Here is a 20,017-nt window from a genome sequence, read left to right on the forward strand (position 1 = left end):
GATGGGCGGATCCTGGGGCTGTGGCGGCGGAAGCGATGCTGCCGGTGCCGGAACGAACACCCGTCGCCGACGCTCGGTCGCCGCATGTGTGGCGGTCATGCATGGGGAACGCCGGGGCGTGCGCACAGGTCACCGGCCCCGGTAATCGAGCGTGAGTTCCGTGAGGGCTCGTACGGGGCATGCGGCGCCTTCACCGGGTACGGCCGCCCGCCGCACGGTATCTGGTCCCCGTCGCTCATCTGACGTACCGTCAACTTCGTCGGCCGGGCCCCTGCCGCGCTTCCCGCCCGGCGGTGTCGACTGCCGTGCGCCCAGGGGGGCTTGCCGTGCCGACGACGACCGTCCCGTACCGCTCGACGAGTACCCCGTGCACCAGGTGCCCCTGTCGATGAAGCACGTCGCGACCGGGGACCGCAACGCATGCGACCGCTGCATGTTCCACGTCCTCGATCATCGGGGGCGGGCACTGCTCATCCTCGGGCTCGGGGTGTATCCCAACGTCGGGGTGATCGACGCGTACGCGACCCTGGGTATCGGCGACACCGTGCATGCCGTACGGGCGTCGGACGCGCTGTCGGACGGCCGGATGCGCACGGAGGCCGGCCCGCTGCGGATCCGGGTCGAACGGCCGCTGCAGGAGTTCCTGTTGGCCTGCGCGGCCCGCACTGTGGGAGCCGCACCACGTCCGGCGCCGTTGCGGCCGGCTCACCCTGGAGGGCACACGGTTCGTCCAGGCGGGCCGGTGCGAGGGCTGGATCCGGATCGGCGGCGAGGAGATCCGGCTGTCGGCCGGGGAGTGGACCGGCACCCGCGACCGCAGCTGGGGAGTGCGTCCGATCCCAAGCGAGACCCTGCTCTTCGACATCGAGCACCCCGAACCGCCCGTACTGGGCTGCGCGTTGCGACTCGCGGCGGACCCGGCGGCGAACACCGTCTTCCCGGTGTACGACATGCCGCGGCAGTACCGCACCACGCGTCTGGTCGCCGAGCACTCGGACCTGCCGGTGCCGCGCGTGCTGTGGCTGGAGGAGGGGAGCGGGCCGCTTGGGCCGTTCTTCGTCATGGCGCGCGCCGAGGGACGTGTTCCGCCGGACGTCATGCCCTGCACGTACGAGGGGAACTGGCTGCACTCCGCGAGTGACGAGGAGCGCGCACACCTCGAGTCGGCCTCGGTGGCGCTGCTGGCCCGTCTGCACGACCACGTGCCGGCCGGTGCGGCAGGGTTCCTCGAACTGCCCGGCGAGGGGAGCCCGTTGCGCCGGCATGTCGCCGCCCGGAGCGCGTACTACGCATGGGTCGTCGACGGCCTCGCGCGGTCGCCCCTCATCGAGGCCGGCTTCGACCGGCTCGACGGGCTGTGGCCGCACGAGGAGGGCGACGCCGTGCTCGACCGGGAGATGGCGGCCCTGGCCCCGCGCGAGGTGGACCTCGGCTGGACCGTCTATCTGCACCGCTTCTTCCAGGACCTGACCGTGCGCTCGGCGAAGTCGCAGTCCCGGCGGATCCGGACACACTGATCCTGCACCAGGACAGTCTGCGCGCCATGGTGGAAGGCAGTTACTGGAGCTGAGGCACCGGGCCCGAGCGACGGTGCTCGGGGTGAGACGCGAGGCGTCAGGCGGCGCGCCGCAGTGCCGGCATCCGCAACGGGCGCGAGCCCGGACCGCCGACGTGCGAGAACGGCTGCGTCCGCCAGTCGAGCCCCTGAGGCAGCGTCAACAGCAGGGCGGTGTCCTGCTCCTGGGGCTCCACGGACTCGTCCGCGGACCGGGCGTCGGCCGCCGCGCGGCCCGTGCCGGTGCAGACCGTGAGGCCGAACGGGTTCCACGGCGAGGCGCACAGCGCGTGCTCGGGCAGGACCTCCTCGTCCGCCAGGAGCGCGATGGGCTGGGCGCAGTCCGGGCAGACCACCCGGTACATCTCGAAGGTGTCGTACGCGTCGAACTCGTCGTCGTCGGGTTCGACGCCCTCCGGCTCGGGCTCGACGACCGGCTGCTGTCGCTTGGACATGGTGCGACCAGGGCGCTTCAGACTCTGCATGGGATTCTCCCCCTCGGGCTGGGCCGACAAGGCGCTGCGGCCTCGACCACAGCAAGCACTTCCCGTCCCGTCTCGGACGTAATCACGAGGACATCACGAAGCCTGTTCGGGCACTGTGGCGTTCGTCACATGCCGCCCGCAGATGCCCGGCGCGGCTGATTTGTCCCACGGACGGCTCACAGGCCGCCCTCGGTCACATCACAAACAGGGTATGACCTGCGCCGCTCAGGTATCCGCAGGGATCAAGCGCACTGTAGGTTCTTGCGCCATGGAGGAGCTGGACCGACAGATCGTGCAGCTGCTCGTCAAGGACGGGCGGATGAGCTACACCGACCTGGGCAAAGCCACGGGCCTGTCCACGTCGGCCGTGCACCAGCGGGTGCGCCGGCTGGAGCAGCGCGGCGTCATCCGCGGGTATGCCGCGGTCGTCGACCCGGAGGCCGTCGGGCTGCCGCTGACCGCCTTCATCTCGGTGAAGCCCTTCGACCCCAGCGCCCCCGACGACATCGCCGAACGGCTCGCCGACGTTCCCGAGATCGAGGCCTGCCACAGCGTCGCGGGCGACGAGAACTACATCCTCAAGGTCCGTGTGGCCACTCCCCATGAGCTGGAGGAGCTGCTGGCGCGGCTGCGGACGCTCGCCGGGGTGTCCACGCGTACGACGGTGGTGCTGTCGACGCCGTACGAGGCACGGCCGCCGCGGGTCTGACGGCCCTGCGTGCCGGGTGGTCCGCGTGAGGCGCGAGACTGTTCCTCATGAATGAGCGCACCGCCCCGTCGAAGACCGTCCTGCTGCGCCGAGGGGAAGTCCACAGCCCCGCGGATCCCTTTGCGACCGCCATGGTCGTCGAGCGCGGACAGGTCGCCTGGGTCGGCTCCGAAGGCGCCGCCGACGCCTTCGCGGAGGGCGTGGACGAGGTCATCGACCTCGACGGTGCGCTCGTCACCCCGGCGTTCACGGACGCGCATGTGCACACCACCTCCACGGGCCTCGCGCTCACCGGCCTCGACCTGTCCGGCGCGCCGTCCCTGGCGGCGGCCCTCGCCCTCGTCCGCGACTTCGCCGCCGCCCGCCCGGACGATCGCGTCCTGCTCGGCCACGGCTGGGACGCGGCCCGCTGGCCCGAACGGCGGACACCCCGGCGGGACGAACTCGACGAGCTCACCGGCGGCCGTCCCCTCTATCTCAGCCGGATCGACGTCCACTCGGCCGTCGTCACCACCGCCCTGCTGGATCTGACGCCGGGTGTCAGGGGGAAGGCCGGCTTCGCGGACGGCGAGCCGCTCACCCGCGACGCCCACCACGCCGTGCGGGCCGCCGCGTTCGCCGCGATCACCCCCGCCCAGCGCACCGGGGCCCAGCGCGCCGCCCTCGCGCACGCCGCCTCCCTCGGCATCGGGTCCGTCCATGAGTGCGGGGGCCCCGAGATCTCCTCCGAGGACGACTTCACCGGGCTGCTGCGCCTCGGCGCCGAGGCGCCCGGGCCCCGGGTCATCGGCTACTGGGCGGAACAGGCGGACGAGGGGGTGGCCAAAGCACGGGAACTCGGTGCGCTCGGCGCCGCGGGAGACCTCTTTGCCGACGGCGCCCTCGGCTCGCACACCGCGTGCCTGCATGAGCCTTACGCCGACGCCGGCCACACCGGCACCGCGTATCTGGACGCGGACGCCGTCGTCGCGCATGTGGTCGCCTGCACCGAGGCCGGACTCCAGGCGGGCTTCCACGCCATCGGCGACGCCGCCGTGACCTCCGTGGTCGAGGGTGTGCGGGCCGCCGCGGAGAAGATCGGTCTCGCCCGTATCCGTGCCGCCCGCCACCGGGTCGAGCACGCCGAGATGCTCACGCCCGAGACCATCGCGGGCTTCGCCGAACTCGGCCTGACCGCCTCCGTCCAGCCCGCCTTCGACGCGCTGTGGGGCGGCGATGACGGCATGTACGCCGAGCGGCTCGGCGTAGAGCGGGCCCGCACGCTGAATCCCTTCGCCGCACTCCTGCGCGCCGGGGTCCCGCTGGCCTTCGGCTCCGACAGCCCCGTCACCCCGCTGGATCCATGGGGCACGATCCGTGCGGCGGCCTTCCACCACACGCCCGAGCACCGGGTCTCCGTGCGCGCCGCGTTCACCGCGCACACACGCGGCGGCTGGCGGGCGATCGGGCGGGACGACGCGGGTGTGCTGGTACCGGGCGCGCCCGCGGACTACGCGGTGTGGCGCACCGACGAACTCGTCGTCCAGGCCCCCGACGACCGGGTCGCACGGTGGTCGACGGACCCCCGTTCCGGCACCCCCGGACTGCCCGATCTGACCCCGGGAGCCGACCTCCCCGTGTGCCTGCGGACCGTGGTGGGCGGCCGCACGGTGTTCGTGCGGCCGGGCGAGTGATCTCCTGGGGTGGCGCGGCGGCGGTCACTCGCCGCGGCCCCGCGGCGCGACCTGCGCATCCTCTGCTCTGACCAGGTCATTGGTGGAAGATTCGCAGGTCAAAGGGCTGTTGACAGCGAGGCGCAGAGGGCCGGTAGGTTCGGCCGGGTCCACCACCGGACGTCCGACCGGGGAACCTCCGTGCAGTTGCCGGAGCGCCGCTGGGTCAGGGGTGGTGTGCCGCACCGGCGCACCACCACTGGGAGCCAGGCTCAGCGCCCGTGCCACGGCAAGGGAACGTTCCGCCAGTCGGCAGGTGTGACCCGGGTGGGGCCCGGACGTCCAGTAGACAACGGCTTTCGGTCGACCCGCAGCCAGCGGGTCCCAGGTCGGCCCGAAGGGCGCCGGGCCCCGATCCGCAGCGTCATCCGGCTCAAACGCGAAACGAGCGTTCTTACCCGACTCTTACGGAATCGACACCCCTGTACGAACCTGCTGGTGCGTCCGTGCAGGCGAGGGACACTATGGTGGTCACCTGCGTACGGACATGAAGGGGCAGCAGTGAACGACGGCGACGGAACCCTTGCGGCAGGAGCCCAGGGGAGGCAGTTCGGTCCGCTCGGCACCGCTTTGGTGATCATTCCGACCTACAACGAGGCGGAGAACATCAAGACGATCGTCGGCCGGGTGCGGTCGGCCGTACCCGAGGCGCACATCCTCGTGGCCGACGACAACAGCCCCGACGGCACGGGCAAGCTCGCGGACGAGCTGGCGGCGGAGGACGATCACGTCCAGGTCATGCACCGCAAGGGCAAGGAAGGGCTGGGCGCCGCGTACATCGCGGGCTTCCGCTGGGGCCTGGAGCACGGCTACGGCGTTCTGATCGAAATGGACGCCGACGGCTCTCACCAGCCCGAGGAACTGCCGCGCCTGCTGACCGCGCTCAAGGGCGCCGACCTGGTGCTCGGCTCCCGCTGGGTGCCGGGCGGGCGGACCGTCAACTGGCCCCAGTCCCGCCGGTTCATCTCCCGCGGTGGCAGCCTGTACTCGCGGCTCGCCCTCGGCCTCTCGCTGCGTGACATCACCGGCGGCTACCGTGCCTTCCGCCGGGAGACCCTCGAGGGCCTGGGCCTCGACCAGGTCGCCTCGCAGGGGTACTGCTTCCAGGTCGACCTCGCCCGCCGCGCGGTCAAGGGAGGCTTCCATGTGGTCGAGGTGCCCATCACCTTCGTCGAGCGGGAGCTGGGCGACTCCAAGATGAGCCGCGACATCCTCGTCGAGGCGCTGTGGCGCGTCACGGCGTGGGGCGTGGAGGACCGGGTGGCCAAGATCACGGGTCGCAAGAAGTCTTCCTGAACCACAAGAAGTCCTCCTGAACCAGGAGAACGCCTTCTGAACGGTGCGGGGAGCCCATATGGGCTCCCCGTCGGTCAAACGGGTCAACCGGGGACCGCTTCTCGCGGTCGCTCGTAGGGGCGTAACCCCCTTATCCCGTATTGAGACTGCTCCAGGCACACTGGGGGCATGACGACTGGCGCACCGACTTCCTCGTACTCCGTCCGGCCGCGGCGTTCCCGGCTGCGCACCTTCCTGCCGCTGGGTATTGCCGCGTGGCTGGTGCTGGAGATCTGGCTGCTGACCGTGGTGGCGGGCGCGGCCGGCGGGTTCACGGTGTTCCTGTTGCTGGTCGCCGGATTCGTGCTCGGCTCGGTGGTCATCAAGCGTGCGGGTCGCCGTGCGCTCCAGAACCTGAACGAGATACTCCAGCGCGATGGCTCCCCGTCGAGCGGGGGCGGCAACGGGCTCATGATGCTCGGTGGCCTGCTGCTGATGCTGCCGGGTCTGATCTCCGACGCGGCGGGCCTGCTGCTCCTGCTGCCTCCGGTCCAGAGGACGGTGAGCCGGTACGCGGAGCGCACGATCGACCGCAAACTCCGCGAGGCGGTACCCGGCAGCTTCGGCGGCGCCTTCCAGCAGGCGCGTATGCACCGTCCCGACGGGAAGGTCGTCCAGGGCGAGGTCATCAGGGATGACGTGGAGGGGGCGGAGGATGCCCCGCAGGGCCCGCGTCCCCCGCTGACCCGCTGAGGGCCAAGGCGCCAGCTGGAGGCTACGACCCGCTGAGGGCCAAGGCGCCAGCCGGGGGCTACGACCCGCTGAGGGCCAAGGTTCCAGTCGGGGGCTTCGACCCGCTGAGGGCTGCGCAATCCCACCCGGAAAACACCGGCCTCCCGGTCACCCGTACCCTCAGGCGAACCGGTGGCTCACAAGAGTCACAAATGAAACAGTGGGCGCCACACGTCACACCGACGTATGGCGCCCACTGCTCACTGGCGTGCGCTGTATGCCGCGCAGCAACCCCCGGAGGGACTACGCGGACTTGCGGCTGTCCCGCGGATGTACCGCGATGTTCATCGCGCCGGAGCGGAGAACGGCCAGACGCTCCTCGAGGACCTCTTCGAGCTCCTCACGGGTGCGTCGCTCCATCAGCATGTCCCAATGCGTACGCGCGGGCTTGGCCTTCTTCTCTTCCGGGCCTTCGCCGTCCACCAGGAGTGCCTGGGCACCGCAGACCTTGCACTCCCACTCCGGCGGGATCTCCGCCTCGACCGAGAAGGGCATCTCGAAACGGTGCCCCTTCTCGCATGCGTACTCCACGGCCTGGCGCGGAGCCAGGTCGATGCCGCGGTCCGTCTCGTAGCTGGTCACCACGAGGCGCGTGCCGCGAAGAGCTCGCTCACTCATGAATCGTGCCTCCCGGGCTTGTCGCCCACAGGACAGGTGTCGCTGTCGTCGTCATCCGGTCAACGTCCGGTCGGCGGTAAAGATTCCCGTTCCGAGTCCCGTTCCGGGTCATGCGTCGCCGTCGTAGCCGCCCCTTGTTGTACCCACCGGCGCCCGGTTTGTCACATCTGCTAGCAGATGTCACCCAGCGTTTCGGCTCCTTTGACGCGCAGTAACGGTACGCCTGGCAGGCCAAACGCGTACACTACAGGCCTTTGCCGCCGGGCGCTAAATCCTCTCGGGGACCGGATTGCCCGCGTCGCGGACCGCCTGCCGCACGGGGACCCGCGCCAGCAGGGCAAATCCGATGGCGAAGAAGGCGACCAGCGAGATGATCGCATCCCGATAGCTCCCGGTCAGCTGGTAGGTGAGTCCGAACAGAAGCGGACCCAGCCAGCTCATGCCGCGGTCGCTCATCTCGTATGCCGAGAAGTACTCGGCCTCCTTGCCGGGCGGCACCAGATGGGAGAAGAGCGAGCGGGACAGCGCCTGGCTGCCCCCGAGGACCAGCCCGATGCAGGCCGCGAGGACGAAGAACCACGTCGGCGCGCCCGCGGGCAGGAAGTACCCGGCGCCGAGCGTCACGGTCCAGGCGACCAGCGAGCCGAGGATGGTGCGCTTGGCGCCGTACGTCCGGGCCAGCCGCCCCATGCCCAGGGCGCCGCCCACTGCCAGCACCTGCACCAGCAGCACGGCGGCGATCAGCGTGGACTGGCTCAGGCCCAGCTCCTCGGAGCCGTACACCGACGCCTGTGAGATCACCGTCTGGATGCCGTCGTTGTAGATGAGGTACGCCAGCAGGAAGGCCAGGGTGAGCGGGGTGCCGCGCATGTCCCGGACCGTCGCCGCCAGCTGCCGCCAGCCGTGCACCGCGGGAGTCGTGGACGTCGTACGGCGGTCGCGCAGCCGCTTGAGCGGTATGACCGTGAAGGCTCCCCACCAGATGCCCGCCGAGGCCAGACAGATACGGACCGCCGTCGACTCGGAGACACCGAAGGAGTCATGTCCCGTGAAGAGGACCAGGTTCCCGATCAGGACCAGCGAGCCGGCCGCGTAGCCGAAGGCCCAGCCGCGAGAGGAGACCGCGTCGCGCTCCTCGGGCGGGGCGATCTGCGGCAGATACGAGTTGTAGACGACCATCGAGACGGCCACCGACGCGTTCGCCACGATCAGCAGCAGACCGCCGAGCAGATAGCGGTGCCCGTCCAGGAAGAACATGCCCGTGGTGGCCGCGGCGCCCAGATACGCGCACAGGGCGAGCAGCGGCTTCTTGCGGCCGGTCCGGTCGGCCGCCGCGCCCGCGAGTGGCATCACGAGGATCGCCAGGACGACGGAGGCGGAGACGGAGTACGCGAAGAAGGAGCCCGCACGGACCGGGATCCCCAACGGGTGCACATAGCCGTCCCGGTCCGCCGCCGACTTGGCCACCGACGTCAGATAGGGGCCGAGGAACACGGTCAGCACGCTCGTCGAATAGACGGAGCACGCCCAGTCGTAGAAGTACCAGCCGCGCTGTTCGCGCCGCCGCTCGACGGCATCGTCGGCCGCCACGGCCTGCACGGTGTCGGTGCCCACCCGTGCCCTCGCTTCCCCGGGAACGTGACCGCGCGGGGTTGTTCAGACCCAGGTGCCCCGGTCTTCGAGGACCTTGCGCAGTGTGTCGATGTGATCGGTCATGATGCCATCCACTCCGAGGTCCAGGAGCCGGTGCATGCGATCGGCGTCGTTGATCGTCCACACATGGACCTGCAGCCCCTGCGCGTGGGCCGTGCGCACGAACCGGTGGTCGACCACGGGGATGCCCGACTGGGACTCCGGAACCTGGGCGGCGACCGCCGAACGGCGCAGCGCCACCGGTATGCCCCACGAGCGCAACCGCAGAGCGAGCACACCGCGGATGCCGTACGACGTGGCCAGTCGCGGCCCGGCCAGGCGCTGCGCGCGGCGCACGCGCGCCTCGGAGAACGAGCCGACGCAGATGCGGTCCCAGGAGTTCGTGCGCTCGATCAGCTCGAGCAGGGGGCGCAGCGCGGGCTCCGCCTTCATGTCCACGTTCCAGCGGACCTCGGGGAACTCCTCCAGCAGTTCCTCGAAGAGGGGTACCGGATCACTGCCCGCCACGCGCGCCTGTCGCACGTCCTCCCAGGGCAGGTCGGCGATCCGGCCCGCCCCGTCCGTCACCCGGTCCAGGGTCGCGTCGTGGAACGCGACCAGCTTTCGGTCGGCCGTGGCGTGCACATCCGTCTCGATGTAGCGGTAGCCCGCCGCCACCGCGCGCCGGAACTGGGTCACGGTGTTCTCCAGGCCGTCCGCCGCCCCGCCCCGGTGGGCGAAGGGGATCGGGCCGGGATGATCGAGATAGGGGTGGCGTATGAGGGTCTTCACCGGGGCAGTATCGCTCGCTCCGGTTGCCCGGTGGCAACGACCGTGCTGCGCCCCGGTGCCGGGGGGACGGCGAACATGCGCAGGAAGAGCTGGGCGAGCGGGCCGATGGACAGCGCGTACAGCACCGTGCCGATCCCGACGGTGCCGCCGAGGGCGAAGCCGGTCGCGACGACGGCGACCTCCACGGCCGTACGGATGACCCGGATGGGGCGGCCCGTGAGCCGGTGCAGCCCGGTCATCAGGCCGTCGCGCGGGCCCGGACCGAAGTTCGCGGCGATGTAGAGGCCGGTCGCCACGCCGTTGAGCACGATGCCCGCGAGGAGAAGGGGAACCCGTGCGGCCAGGGCGTGCACGTAGGGGAGCAGGGACAGGGTGGCGTCCATGGCGAAACCGATCACGAGGACGTTGGAGACGGTGCCGAGACCGGGGCGCTGGCGCAGCGGAATCCACAGCAGCAGGACGGTCGCGCCCACGATCGTGAGCACCACGCCCATGCTGAGTCCGGTGAGCTCGGCGAGACCCTGGTGGAGGACGTTCCAGGGCTCCAGACCGAGACCCGCCCGCACGAGGAGGGCGGAGCTCGCGCCGTAGAGCCCGAGTCCCGCGTACAGCTGGACCAACCGCCGTCCGAGCCGGTTCTTCATGGACGGGTCAAATGACGGGTCGGCGGACAAAACGTACCCCCTATGGAGTTGGTGGCCTGCGGCATGTCACTCTGTGGCTTGGAAAGAGAAGCCATCCATGGCCAATTCCGGGAAGGTGGACTGGGAAACATGGCGCAGTGGACATCGGCAGTGGGCGCGGCACAGCTGGCCCGGCTGCTCAACTCCCAGCAGGACCGTCCCGCCGGCCCCGGCACCCGCCGCCCGCCCGCCTACCGTGCGCTCGCCGACGGCATCCGGCTGCTCGTCCTGGAGGGCCGCGTGCCCGTCGCGGCCCGGCTGCCCGCCGAGCGGGAGCTGGCGCTGGCCCTGTCCGTGAGCCGTACCACGGTCGCTGCCGCGTACGAGGCGCTGCGCATCGAGGGGTTCCTGGAGTCCCGCCGGGGCGCCGGAAGCTGGACCGCCGTGCCGGCCGGGAACCCGCTTCCGGCACGCGGACTGGAACCCCTCCCGCCCGAGGCTCTGGGCTCGATGATCGACCTGGGCTGTGCGGCACTGCCCGCCCCCGAGCCCTGGCTCACCCGTGCGGTGCAGGGTGCCCTGGAGGAGCTGCCGCCGTACGCGCACACACACGGCGACTACCCGGCGGGCCTGCCGGCACTGCGCTCGATGCTCGCCGAGCGGTACACCGCGCGCGGCATCCCGACCATGCCCGAGCAGATCATGGTGACCACGGGCGCCATGGGCGCGATGGACGCGATCTGCCACCTCTTCGCCGGGCGTGGCGAACGCATCGCGGTCGAGTCGCCGTCGTACGCCAACATCCTCCAGCTGATGCGGGAGGCGGGCGCCCGCCTGGTCCCGGTGGCCATGGCCGAGGGGCTCGGCGGCTGGGACCTGGACCGCTGGCGCCAGGTGCTGCGGGAGGCTGCGCCGCGGCTGGCGTACGTGGTCGCGGACTTCCACAATCCGACGGGCGCGCTCGCCGACGAGGACCAGCGCCGCCGACTGGTGGAGTCGGCCCGCTCCGCCGGGACGGTACTGGTCGTCGACGAGACGATGACCGAGCTGTACCTCGAGGACGGCCTGGAGATGCCGCGCCCGGTATGCGGCTTCGACACCGCGGGCTCGACGGTCATCACGGTCGGCTCGGCGAGCAAGGCGTTCTGGGCCGGCATGCGCATCGGCTGGGTGCGGGCCGCCCCCGATGTGATCCGCAGCCTGGTCGCGGCACGCGCCTACGCCGACCTGGGCACTCCGGTACTGGAGCAGCTGGCGGTGAACTGGCTGCTCAGCACGGGCGGGTGGGAACAGGCGGTGGACCTGCGGCGCGGGCAGGCCCGGGAGAACCGGGACGAGCTGGTCGCGGCCGTGCGCCGGGAGCTGCCGTCGTGGGAGTTCTCGGTCCCGCAGGGCGGCCTGACGCTGTGGGTGCGCACGGGCGGACTGTCCGGGTCCCGGCTCGCGGAGGCCGGGGAGCGGGTCGGCGTCCGGGTGCCGTCGGGGCCGCGCTTCGGCGTGGACGGCGCGTTCGAGGGTTACGTTCGCCTGCCGTTCACGGTGGGCGGCGCGGTCGCTGAGGAGGCCGCGGTGCGGCTGGCGGCTGCGGCCCGCCTGGTGGAGACGGGCGCATCGGGACCGACGGAGACACCACGTACGTTCGTCGCCTGAACAGCGGCCGATGGCCGGGCACTTGACGGGGTGTCAGTAGGGGGCGGCTTGTCGGCTGTCGGTGATTGGATCCTGGGTCCTTGACTGGGCCGCTTGCTGTGGTGGCTGTCTGGTCGGTCGTCGGTGGCTCGGCGGGGTAGCAGTCGCCTGGGCGGCTGTTCGGAGGGGATGCCTTGACAGGCGCCTGGTCTGCTGGGTGGACCATCCGGTCGGCTTCGGCGGTCGGGTGCCTTGATGGGATTGCTCCGCGTTGACAGCCGCCTGGTCGGCCGTCGGCGGTCGGAGCCTCGACCGGCCCGCCCCGCCAGGGCGGCAGCTGCCTGGTCGGTCGGGCGTGGCCCGCGCGCCCCTCATCGGGCGCGCTCCGCCGAGTCGGCAACCGCCCTGATCCGATGTCCGTGGCCGGCGGCCCAGCGGCTACCGCCGCGTCGGCGAACGCCCTGTCGGTCCAGACGACCGAGGCCCGCCGCACACGGTTGCTGCCGGGGGGCGAGAAGCCGCATCACCACGTGGGGGAGCGCGGCCGGACGAAGTCGACGAGTCCCATGGTCGGTCGTCCGGGGCCGGGGTCCCGGCCTGGCGCCGGACGTCCGGTCAGGTTTCCGCGGCCAGCGCCTCCGCCGCCACCGCTTCGACGGGTTCGCTCCGGTGAGGCAGCAGTTCCAGGACCGCCTGCCGGTGGTTCTCGCTGGTCGCGTCGTCGTACGGGTCCGGGGTGGCCGGGACCTGGAGGCGGTGGACCGGGCCCGAGCCCAGGCGGGCGTAGCCGCGGCCGGGCGGAACGTCCTTGGTGGGCGTCGTGTGCGGCGGCGCGCCGAGGATCGCCTCCAGCTCGTCCGGTGTCGCCGGACCGAGCACCACGCGCGCGCGGGTGTGCTGCCGGACCGCGTCGGACAGACAGTCCACGCCGTCGAACTGCTCGGCGACCACGACCGTGACATTGGCCGCGCGCCCGTGCCGCAGGGGCACCTGGAGCAGAGCCTGGGGATCCCTGCGGCCGTCGGCCACGGCCAGGTGTCCGAGCGCGCCCGGCCGGTCCAGCAGGATCCACAGCGGGCGCCTGATGTCGTCCGGCGGCGGGTGCCCGGCCTGCCGGGCACGGTTCGCCGAGACCAGCCGCCGCTCCGTCTCGTGCGTCGCCCACTCCAGACTCGCCGCAGCCCCCGTGAGCCCGGACTCCACAGCCAGTACACCGTGGCGGCCCGTCAGACACGCGTACTCGCCGGTGCCGCCGCCCTCGACGACGAGGACGTCGCCGTACTGAAGCGCCTGGAGGGCGATGGAGCGCACCAGCGTCGTCGTACCGCTGCCGGGCTCGCCGACGATCAGCAGATGCGGCTCGGTGGAGCGCGGGCCCGTGCGCCACACCACCGGGGGGACGTCGCGCTGCTCCTCGCCGTATGTGAGGGGGAGTGTCCGCTGGACGCCGATCGGGTCGGTGAAGCCGAGGACCGTCTCGCCCGGAGCGGTCACGAAGCGCTGCGCGGCGATGTCGGTGGGCAGCGGAGGCAGCACCGTCACCGTCAGCTCGTTGCCCTCCTCGTCCCACCTGAAGTGGTACTCGCGGCCCCGGCCCGACTTGGCCTCCAGGAGCTGCTCGATCCGGGCCCGTGACTCGGCCTCGCCGTCCGTGAAGTAGGCGGGGTAGCGGATGAGGAGGCGCGAGATGCGGCCGGTCTCGTCGAAGTCGTAGGACGGGAAGGCCTGGGTCCAGTCCCCGCCGTGCGCGTACAGAGGAGCGGGGTCCTCGGCGGCCGAGAAGTACGGCACCAGCGCCTCGTAGAGCGACCGCAACCGCTTGATCTGCGAATCGTCCGGGCCCGTGGGCTGAGGCTGTCCTTGGTCGCGGCCCTTCCAGGCCGCCGCCGCCATGACCCCGACGAGGGCCAGCAACGGCCCGTACGGCATCAGGGCCACGACCAGGATCACCGAGGCGACCAGGAAGAGGAGCGGTCCCCGCCGGTCCTTCGGTGTGTCCGCCCACTTGCGCCGTCCGGCCCCGGCCAGCCGGCGCAGACCGCGCGTGATCGTGATCACCGGGTGGAGGATGTCGGTGGCGCCGTTGGCTGCCGTGCGTGCCAGCTCCCGGCTGCGGGCGATCTGTGCGCTGCCGTTGCTCAGGATGCGGGGGAGGGGGCGCCGGGCCACGTCTTTCTCCTGGGGGTGCGTGCGGAGGAGGGCGGGGTCAGAAGTTGATCCCGCCGAGGAGGCTCGCGAGACTCGCGCCACCTGCCTTGATGCTGGGGGCGATGGCGGTGCTCGAGAGGTAGAAGCCGAAGAGCGCGCATGTCGTCGCGTGCGTGCCCTTGAGGCCGTCCTTGCGGAAGAACAGGAAGACGACGGTGCCGAGCAGCACGACGCCTGAGATGTTGAGGATCATTTGCCTTCTCCTGGTTCGCGGGGACAGTCACCATGAGTCCTTCCAGGCTCACAGAATGTATCTATACGATAAAAGGTGCAACTGGGTGTAATTTCACGTATTTCACCCGGTTGGCGGGCCTGTCCTGCCCCCTTGAGCAGGTCTCTTGCGCTCAGTGGGCGCTGTGGTGATCTTTGCTTGGTTCGGTCCCCGCCATGTGCACTGGAAGCCAGTACGCTGGCGATTCACTCGTACGGCGTCACCGCTCGTCGCTGTACGAACCTGTGTACGACGGTTCCGCTCGCCGTCGTACGCTCCCGCAGTCCCCAGCAGTCGTAGTGAGAGGCGGTCCGGCCGATGAGTGAAGCCCCCGACCCCGAGGTCGTGGAGCTGGCGACCAAGATCTTCGATCTGGCGCGCCGAGGCGAGACCGAGATGCTTGTGGCGTACGTCGACGCGGGCGTTCCGGCCAACCTCACCAACGACCGCGGTGACTCCCTGGTGATGCTCGCCGCCTATCACGGCCACGCCGACGCCGTCCGGGCCCTGCTGGAGCGGGGCGCGGAGGCGGACCGCGTCAACGACCGAGGCCAGACCCCGCTCGCCGGGGCGGTCTTCAAGGGCGAGGTGGAGGTCATCCGGGCCCTTCTGGATGCCGGCGCCGACCCGGCCGCGGGCACCCCCTCGGCCGTCGACACCGCGCGGATGTTCGGCAAGACCGATCTGCTCGAACTGTTCGGCGCACACTGATCCGAATGCTCTGACCAGCAAAAACAACGAAAACGGGGGAGGCGGTACGGGGCCGCCCGAAATAAGGTCGCGGCAGCGAGAGACGCCGGGTCATCATGACGTCGTGATTCACGGACGCGATGGCTGGGCAGGTGTTGCCGCACCGCGCGGACCGTGATGCGGTCCGCATGGGCCACCGACGAGAGGCAGAGGAAGATGGTCTACAGCAAGCAAGAGACGGCGGGCGCCCCGACGTGTTGTCACGCGGCCAGGTAGTGCGTGTTCCCCGGTTGCGTCGACGCTTGATGTGAGGCTGTTTCCCATGTTCGAACCGGTCATAGCGCCCAGCGGTACGCTGCTCGGCCTCCTCCAGAGGGGCCGCGGCGACGGCACGTTGCACGCGCTCACCGCACCGCGGGCCGAAGCGCTCGCGGCTCTCAACCACTGTGTGCTGCGCGACCCCCGCCACGACTGGCAGGTCGAGAGCCGCTCCCTGTACTACGCCCGGCTCTACCTCGATCTCAACGGCGAGCTGGACGACATCGAGGCACACCTCTTCAGCGCCGAGGACGTCCTCGACACCGACGACTGGCGCACCGGGCTCGCCCTGGCGGTCCTCGGGCACCTCGCCTCGTACGGCAGGCGCGACGCGCTCGAACTGCTGCGCAGGTACGCCGCCTCGGGCACCAACTGGGCCTGGGCCCTGGACGAACTGGCGCTGCGCGACGACGACGCGGGGCTGCGCGCTCTCGCCGCTCCCGTTCTGGCTCGCTTCCCGGCCGATGCCGAGGGCGAGGCCGAACTGGCCGCCGCCGTCCGGGACGCCTTCGAGCGACGGCCCTGGCGGCTGTGGGCCGACGACCCGCGCGAATCCATCGCCACACGCGTGCGTGCCGCCCAGGAGGCCGGCTGCTTCGACCGCTGGCAGCGGCAGCTGCGACCCCACGGACCCCAGCCGGGGTGGAGCGTGCAGGCCGTCTTCGACTGGGCCCAGGAAGGCATCGAACGCGGCGCCGTGCGGCACATCGCCGCCGCACGGTGTCTCGTCGCCGTCGCGGGCCCCGAGGACCGCCCGGAGATCGTCGAGGCCATCCGCTCCGGCAGCGACGGAGCTCGCTGTACCGCCCTGCGCTACCTCGCCGACAGCAACGACCCCGATGTCCTCGACCTCATCGAGGCCGCCGTGTTCACCGGGTCCGCGCTCGTCGTCGACGCGGCCGTCGCTGCATTCGAACGCTTGCGCAGTGTCGCCGCCGTCGACCGGGCGCGCGGCTGGGTCCACCGGCCGGACGCCCTGGGTGCCGCCGCCGGGCGCATGCTCGCCTGCCGGGGCGGCACACAGGACAGCGACCTGGTGCTCGCGGCGCTGCGGGAAGCGGTACGGGGCGAGGGCCCCGACGCGCCGACCGTGTGGTCCCTCGTCGACGGCGCCGGACGGCTCGGCATCGCCTGCGCCGCACCCGTGCTGCGGCATATCTACCGCGAAACCGCATCGTCCCATCTCCGCGGCCGCGCCGCCCGCGCCCTGGCCGCCACGGACCCGTCCTTCCCCGCCGGGTTCGCCGTCGAATGCCTCTGGGACTGCGAGGAGTCCACCCGCGAGATCGCCGCACGGCACGCCGAGACCGGGGACGCCCGGGTCGTCGAGCGGCTGCGCCGGCTCGCTGCGGATCCCGCCGAGGAGGCCGAGGTCCAGACAGCCGTACGCAGCCGGATCGGGCCCGACATGCCAGCCGTATGAACGTTCGGTGACCCGGGAGTCAGGATCATATGGACACGGGCTGACCTGCTCGGCTGCGCAGCCCAACGCTCACAGGACGTTCCCCGGCAGGAAAGATCGACGTTGACGCGGCCACGTCCGGCACGGCGAGAACACGGGTATGCGTGTCGTCATCGTGACCGAATCCTTTCCCCCCGATGTGAACGGCGTGGCCCACTGCGCGCTCCAGACCGCCCGGCACCTCGTCGATCGCGGTCACGCTCCCCTCGTCGTCGCCCCGGCCACTGCTGCCGCCGGGGCCGGGGCCGACGCTCTCGCGCCGTGCCCCGTCATCCGTGTCCCCTCTCTTCCGCTCCCCGGCTACCCCCAGGTGCGCGTCGCCCTCCCCAGCCGACGCGTCGCCGCGGCCATCGCCGCGCACCGCGCCGACATCGTGCACCTGGCCAGCCCCTTCGTCCTCGGCGTCCGCGGCATGGCGGCCGCCGCCCGGCTGGGCATCCCGGCCGTCGCCATCTACCAGACCGACCTGGCCGGTTACGCCCGTACCTACATGGGCGCCGGCGAGGCCGCGGCCTGGCGGCGCATCCGCTCGGTGCACGCCGCCGCCGACCGCACGCTCGCGCCCTCCAGCGCTGCCCTGCACGACCTCGAGGCGCACGGTGTGCCCCGGGTGGAGCTGTGGCCGCGTGGCGTCGACACCATCCGTTTTCGGCCCGACCTGCGGGACGAGGCGATCCGCCGGGAACTCGCCCCGAACGGCGAGCTGATCGTCGGATATGTCGGCCGGCTCGCTCCCGAGAAGCATGTCGAACTCCTGGCCGGTGCCTGTGGCCTGGACGGCGTGCGCGTCGTCGTCGTGGGCGACGGGCCGAGCGAGACGACCCTGCGGGGCGCCCTGCCCGGCGCCGCCTTCCTCGGCCGCCGCACCGGCGACGAACTCGCCCGGATCTTCGCCTCGCTGGACGTCTTCGCACACACCGGCCCGTTCGAGACGTTCTGCCAGACCGTGCAGGAGGCCATGGCGAGCGGTGTCCCGGTCGTCGCCCCCGCCGCGGGCGGACCGCTCGACCTGGTGGCCCACGGCCGCACCGGACTGCTCGTGCCGCCCGGCGACGAAGACGCCGTGCGGGACGCGGTGGCGGCCCTGGCCGCCGACCCGGCGCTGCGGGCCGCGTACGGCGCCGCCGGACGTACCACCGTCGAGGGCCGCACCTGGGCCGCAGTCGGCGACCAGCTCATCGGGCACTACGCGGACGTGCTCGCCGCGCGGCGGACGGCGGTGGCGGCATGAGCTTCGCCACCGAGCGGGCCGGAGGCGGTCTGCGGATCGTGCGGCTCGCCAACTTCGTCGCGCCCGCCTCCGGCGGTCTGCGCACCGCGCTGCGCGAGCTGGGCAAGGGCTTCAAGGAGGCCGGCCACGAGCCCGTGCTGATCGTCCCCGGCGAGCGCCACACCGACCAGGAGACCGAGCAGGGCCGGGTCATCACCCTGCCCGGGCCCCTGCTGCCGGGCACCGGCGGCTACCGCGTCCTCACGGACAAGCGGCGTGTTGCCGCACTCCTGGAGGAACTGGACCCCGACCGCCTGGAGGTCTCCGACCGGACGACGCTGCGCTGGACCGGTAAGTGGGCGCGCCGCGCCCGCGTACCCGCCGTCATGGTCTCCCACGAGACCGCCGACGGTGTCCTGCGCACCTGGGGCCTGTCCGAGAACCTGTCCCGGCGCGCTGCAGACGCCCTCAACATCCGTACGGCGCACACCTACGCGCGCGTGGTGTGCACCACCGAGTTCGCCGAACGGGAGTTCGTGCGGATCGGCGCCCGCAATGTCGTACGGGCCCCGCTGGGCGTCGACCTGGAGCAGCGGCACCCCGCGCTGCGGGACGCGGCGCTGCGCGACCAGTACGCCCGTGGGGACGAGACGCTGCTCGCCATGTGCTCCCGTCTCTCCGTCGAGAAGCGGCCCGGCACGGCCCTGGACGCCCTGGAGGCGCTGCTGCGCCGCGGGCGGCGCGTGGTGCTGGTGGTCGCCGGGGACGGACCGCTGCGAGGCCGGCTCGAACAGCGGGCACGCGAACGGGGGTTGCCCGTCACCTTCCTGGGGCACGTCGGCGACCGGGACCTGCTCGGGGCGCTCCAGGCCTCCGCCGACGTGTGCCTGGCACCGGGGCCCGCCGAGACGTTCGGGCTCGCCGCCCTGGAGGCCATGGCCTGCGGCACGCCCGTGGTGGCCAGTGCCTTCTCCGCGTTGCCCGAGGTGTTCGGCTCCGCCGGCGCCACCGCCGTGAACACCGGCGACGCCTTCGCGGACGCGGTCGAGCTGCTCATGGAGCGTTCCGAGTGCGAGCGCCGGGAGGCTGCACGCGCGCGTGCCGAGTGCTTCGGGTGGAAGACCGCGGTCGACGCGTTCCTCACGGCGCACGACGCGCAGGCGGGCGGCGCGCCACCGGCCGCCGGTGACACCCGTGTGCGGGGCATCGCTCGGGAGGGCGTGCGATGAGACCGCTGCGGTTCGTCGCGCTCGGCGACTCACTGACGGAAGGTGTGGGCGACCCCGTCGGGGACACCTGGCGGGGGTGGGCCGCGCTGCTCGCCGAGGGGCTCGGCCCCGCCGACGCTCCCGCGGAGTTCACCAACCTCGCCGTCAGCGGCGCGCAGACCCGGGACGTCCTGGAACGGCAGACCCCCGAGGCGCTCTCTCTGCACCCGGACATCGTCTCCGTCGTCATCGGCGTCAACGACACCCTGCGCTGCACCTTCGACATCCATGCCGTCGCCGCCCGGCTCGACAAGGTGTACGCCGCCTTCCGGGCCCAGGACACGGTGGTGCTCACGGCCTGTCTGCCCGATCCCGGGACGATGCTCCGCCTGCCGGGGGCGCTGGCGCGTCCGCTGGCCCGGCGGCAGCGGGCCGTGAACACGGTCGTGCATGCCCTGTCCGAGCGCTACGGAGCGATGCATCTGCACGCCGCGGAAGGGGCCTGGGTCGGCGACCGCGCCATGTGGAGCGCGGACCGGCTGCATCCTGGGGAGCGCGGGCACCGGCAGCTCGCCCTGCGCTTCCACGCACTGCTCGCCGAGGCGGGCCTTGCGACCGGCACCGCGCCCTCGGCCGAACCCGAGTTCCCCGTGCCCACCCGCTCGGCCAGCCTGTGGTGGCTGGCCACCGCCGGCACGGGCTGGGTGGCGCGGCGGTGCACCGATCTGCTGCCCCAACTGCTCACCCTGGCCGCTGCCGAGGTGCGCCACAAGGCCCGCGGAACCAGCGCCCGACTGGACCTGAGTGCCTCGCATGCGGTGGCGTCCGCGCTGGCCGCGCTGTCGGTCGCCGAACAGCCGGACGCCGCCTGAGCGGCCGTTCAGCGGC

Annotated in this window: 17 protein-coding genes and 2 pseudogenes; 12 read left to right on the forward strand and 7 right to left on the reverse strand. The window is 71.9% G+C overall.

What is annotated here, in order from left to right:
• Window positions 1–388 precede the first annotated feature (388 nt).
• Window positions 389–848: pseudogene (locus ABT186_RS04160) on the forward strand (Rv3169 family protein); the annotation flags it as partial.
• A pseudogene (locus tag ABT186_RS04165) lies at window positions 843–1,570 on the forward strand (phosphotransferase family protein); the annotation flags it as partial. The pseudogenes ABT186_RS04160 and ABT186_RS04165, both read left to right, overlap by 6 nt.
• A gap of 44 nt (window positions 1,571–1,614) precedes the next feature.
• Here the strand turns inward: ABT186_RS04165 and ABT186_RS04170 are convergent.
• The gene (locus ABT186_RS04170) at window positions 1,615–2,040 is read right to left on the reverse strand and encodes a hypothetical protein (protein ID WP_351223222.1); all 426 of its coding nucleotides are present in this window, start codon (window positions 2,038–2,040) and stop codon (window positions 1,615–1,617) included.
• Window positions 2,041–2,308: 268 nt separating this feature from the next.
• On the opposite strand from ABT186_RS04170, the gene ABT186_RS04175 reads away from it, so the two are divergent.
• The 4 genes from ABT186_RS04175 to fxsA all read left to right on the forward strand — a co-directional run bounded on the left by ABT186_RS04175 (window position 2,309) and on the right by fxsA (window position 6,489).
• A complete protein-coding gene (locus ABT186_RS04175; RefSeq protein WP_351923469.1) occupies window positions 2,309–2,749 on the forward strand; it encodes an Lrp/AsnC family transcriptional regulator in 441 nt (146 codons plus the stop codon).
• A gap of 47 nt (window positions 2,750–2,796) precedes the next feature.
• Window positions 2,797–4,422, forward strand: a complete 1,626-nt coding sequence (locus tag ABT186_RS04180) for an amidohydrolase (RefSeq protein WP_351923471.1) — start codon at window positions 2,797–2,799, stop codon at window positions 4,420–4,422.
• A 540-nt stretch (window positions 4,423–4,962) separates the two neighbouring features.
• A complete protein-coding gene (locus ABT186_RS04185; protein ID WP_351223218.1) occupies window positions 4,963–5,757 on the forward strand; it encodes a polyprenol monophosphomannose synthase in 795 nt (264 codons plus the stop codon).
• Between the two features lie 168 nt (window positions 5,758–5,925).
• Window positions 5,926–6,489, forward strand: coding sequence for an FxsA family membrane protein (gene fxsA / locus ABT186_RS04190; RefSeq protein ID WP_351223216.1), 564 nt, complete (start codon window positions 5,926–5,928; stop codon window positions 6,487–6,489).
• A 282-nt stretch (window positions 6,490–6,771) separates the two neighbouring features.
• On the opposite strand, the gene ABT186_RS04195 is transcribed toward fxsA, so the two are convergent.
• The 4 genes from ABT186_RS04195 to yczE all read right to left on the reverse strand — a co-directional run bounded on the left by ABT186_RS04195 (window position 6,772) and on the right by yczE (window position 10,214).
• A complete protein-coding gene (locus ABT186_RS04195; protein WP_099500427.1) occupies window positions 6,772–7,146 on the reverse strand; it encodes an RNA polymerase-binding protein RbpA in 375 nt (124 codons plus the stop codon).
• 267 nt (window positions 7,147–7,413) lie between these two features.
• The gene (locus tag ABT186_RS04200; RefSeq protein ID WP_351923473.1) at window positions 7,414–8,760 is read right to left on the reverse strand and encodes an MFS transporter; all 1,347 of its coding nucleotides are present in this window, start codon (window positions 8,758–8,760) and stop codon (window positions 7,414–7,416) included.
• A gap of 42 nt (window positions 8,761–8,802) precedes the next feature.
• Window positions 8,803–9,570: a glycerophosphodiester phosphodiesterase family protein gene (locus tag ABT186_RS04205; protein WP_351223212.1), complete on the reverse strand. Its 768-nt coding sequence runs from the start codon at window positions 9,568–9,570 to the stop codon at window positions 8,803–8,805.
• Entirely contained in the window at window positions 9,567–10,214 is a 648-nt protein-coding gene (yczE, locus tag ABT186_RS04210; protein WP_351923475.1) for a membrane protein YczE, read from the reverse strand. Before yczE ends, ABT186_RS04205 begins: the two co-directional genes overlap by 4 nt.
• A 129-nt stretch (window positions 10,215–10,343) precedes the next feature.
• Here yczE and ABT186_RS04215 point away from each other — a divergent pair, with 129 nt between their 5' ends.
• Window positions 10,344–11,843: an SCO1417 family PLP biosynthesis transcription factor gene (locus ABT186_RS04215; protein WP_351923477.1), complete on the forward strand. Its 1,500-nt coding sequence runs from the start codon at window positions 10,344–10,346 to the stop codon at window positions 11,841–11,843.
• A gap of 594 nt (window positions 11,844–12,437) precedes the next feature.
• Here ABT186_RS04215 and ABT186_RS04220 read toward each other — a convergent pair.
• Window positions 12,438–13,991: an ATP-binding protein gene (locus ABT186_RS04220; RefSeq protein ID WP_351923479.1), complete on the reverse strand. Its 1,554-nt coding sequence runs from the start codon at window positions 13,989–13,991 to the stop codon at window positions 12,438–12,440.
• A gap of 37 nt (window positions 13,992–14,028) precedes the next feature.
• Window positions 14,029–14,223, reverse strand: coding sequence for a hypothetical protein (locus ABT186_RS04225; protein WP_351223204.1), 195 nt, complete (start codon window positions 14,221–14,223; stop codon window positions 14,029–14,031).
• A gap of 336 nt (window positions 14,224–14,559) precedes the next feature.
• On the opposite strand from ABT186_RS04225, the gene ABT186_RS04230 reads away from it, so the two are divergent.
• From ABT186_RS04230 to ABT186_RS04250, 5 genes are all read left to right on the forward strand, one after another.
• A complete protein-coding gene (locus tag ABT186_RS04230) occupies window positions 14,560–14,952 on the forward strand; it encodes an ankyrin repeat domain-containing protein (protein WP_351223202.1) in 393 nt (130 codons plus the stop codon).
• A gap of 301 nt (window positions 14,953–15,253) precedes the next feature.
• Window positions 15,254–16,672, forward strand: coding sequence for a HEAT repeat domain-containing protein (locus ABT186_RS04235; RefSeq protein ID WP_351923481.1), 1,419 nt, complete (start codon window positions 15,254–15,256; stop codon window positions 16,670–16,672).
• Window positions 16,673–16,811: 139 nt separating this feature from the next.
• Entirely contained in the window at window positions 16,812–17,942 is a 1,131-nt protein-coding gene (locus ABT186_RS04240) for a glycosyltransferase family 4 protein (RefSeq protein WP_351223198.1), read from the forward strand.
• The gene (locus ABT186_RS04245) at window positions 17,939–19,150 is read left to right on the forward strand and encodes a glycosyltransferase (RefSeq protein WP_351923483.1); all 1,212 of its coding nucleotides are present in this window, start codon (window positions 17,939–17,941) and stop codon (window positions 19,148–19,150) included. Before ABT186_RS04240 ends, ABT186_RS04245 begins: the two co-directional genes overlap by 4 nt.
• On the forward strand, window positions 19,147–20,001 hold the full coding sequence (locus ABT186_RS04250; protein WP_351223194.1) for an SGNH/GDSL hydrolase family protein: 855 nt from the start codon (window positions 19,147–19,149) through the stop codon (window positions 19,999–20,001). Before ABT186_RS04245 ends, ABT186_RS04250 begins: the two co-directional genes overlap by 4 nt.
• Window positions 20,002–20,017: the final 16 nt, after the last annotated feature.

This window comes from Streptomyces sp. NPDC001634 (assembly GCF_040298185.1).
Classification (GTDB): domain Bacteria; phylum Actinomycetota; class Actinomycetes; order Streptomycetales; family Streptomycetaceae; genus Streptomyces.

Coding starts and splice junctions, on each gene's coding strand:
- ABT186_RS04170 (WP_351223222.1), bottom strand. CDS start 2,040: ATGCAGAGTCTGAAGCGCCCTGGTCGCACCATGTCCAAGCGACAGCAG.
- ABT186_RS04175 (WP_351923469.1), top strand. CDS start 2,309: ATGGAGGAGCTGGACCGACAGATCGTGCAGCTGCTCGTCAAGGACGGG.
- ABT186_RS04180 (WP_351923471.1), top strand. CDS start 2,797: ATGAATGAGCGCACCGCCCCGTCGAAGACCGTCCTGCTGCGCCGAGGG.
- fxsA (WP_351223216.1), top strand. CDS start 5,926: ATGACGACTGGCGCACCGACTTCCTCGTACTCCGTCCGGCCGCGGCGT.
- ABT186_RS04195 (WP_099500427.1), bottom strand. CDS start 7,146: ATGAGTGAGCGAGCTCTTCGCGGCACGCGCCTCGTGGTGACCAGCTAC.
- yczE (WP_351923475.1), bottom strand. CDS start 10,214: ATGAAGAACCGGCTCGGACGGCGGTTGGTCCAGCTGTACGCGGGACTC.
- ABT186_RS04215 (WP_351923477.1), top strand. CDS start 10,344: ATGGCGCAGTGGACATCGGCAGTGGGCGCGGCACAGCTGGCCCGGCTG.
- ABT186_RS04225 (WP_351223204.1), bottom strand. CDS start 14,223: ATGATCCTCAACATCTCAGGCGTCGTGCTGCTCGGCACCGTCGTCTTC.
- ABT186_RS04230 (WP_351223202.1), top strand. CDS start 14,560: ATGAGTGAAGCCCCCGACCCCGAGGTCGTGGAGCTGGCGACCAAGATC.
- ABT186_RS04235 (WP_351923481.1), top strand. CDS start 15,254: ATGTTCGAACCGGTCATAGCGCCCAGCGGTACGCTGCTCGGCCTCCTC.
- ABT186_RS04240 (WP_351223198.1), top strand. CDS start 16,812: ATGCGTGTCGTCATCGTGACCGAATCCTTTCCCCCCGATGTGAACGGC.
- ABT186_RS04245 (WP_351923483.1), top strand. CDS start 17,939: ATGAGCTTCGCCACCGAGCGGGCCGGAGGCGGTCTGCGGATCGTGCGG.
- ABT186_RS04250 (WP_351223194.1), top strand. CDS start 19,147: ATGAGACCGCTGCGGTTCGTCGCGCTCGGCGACTCACTGACGGAAGGT.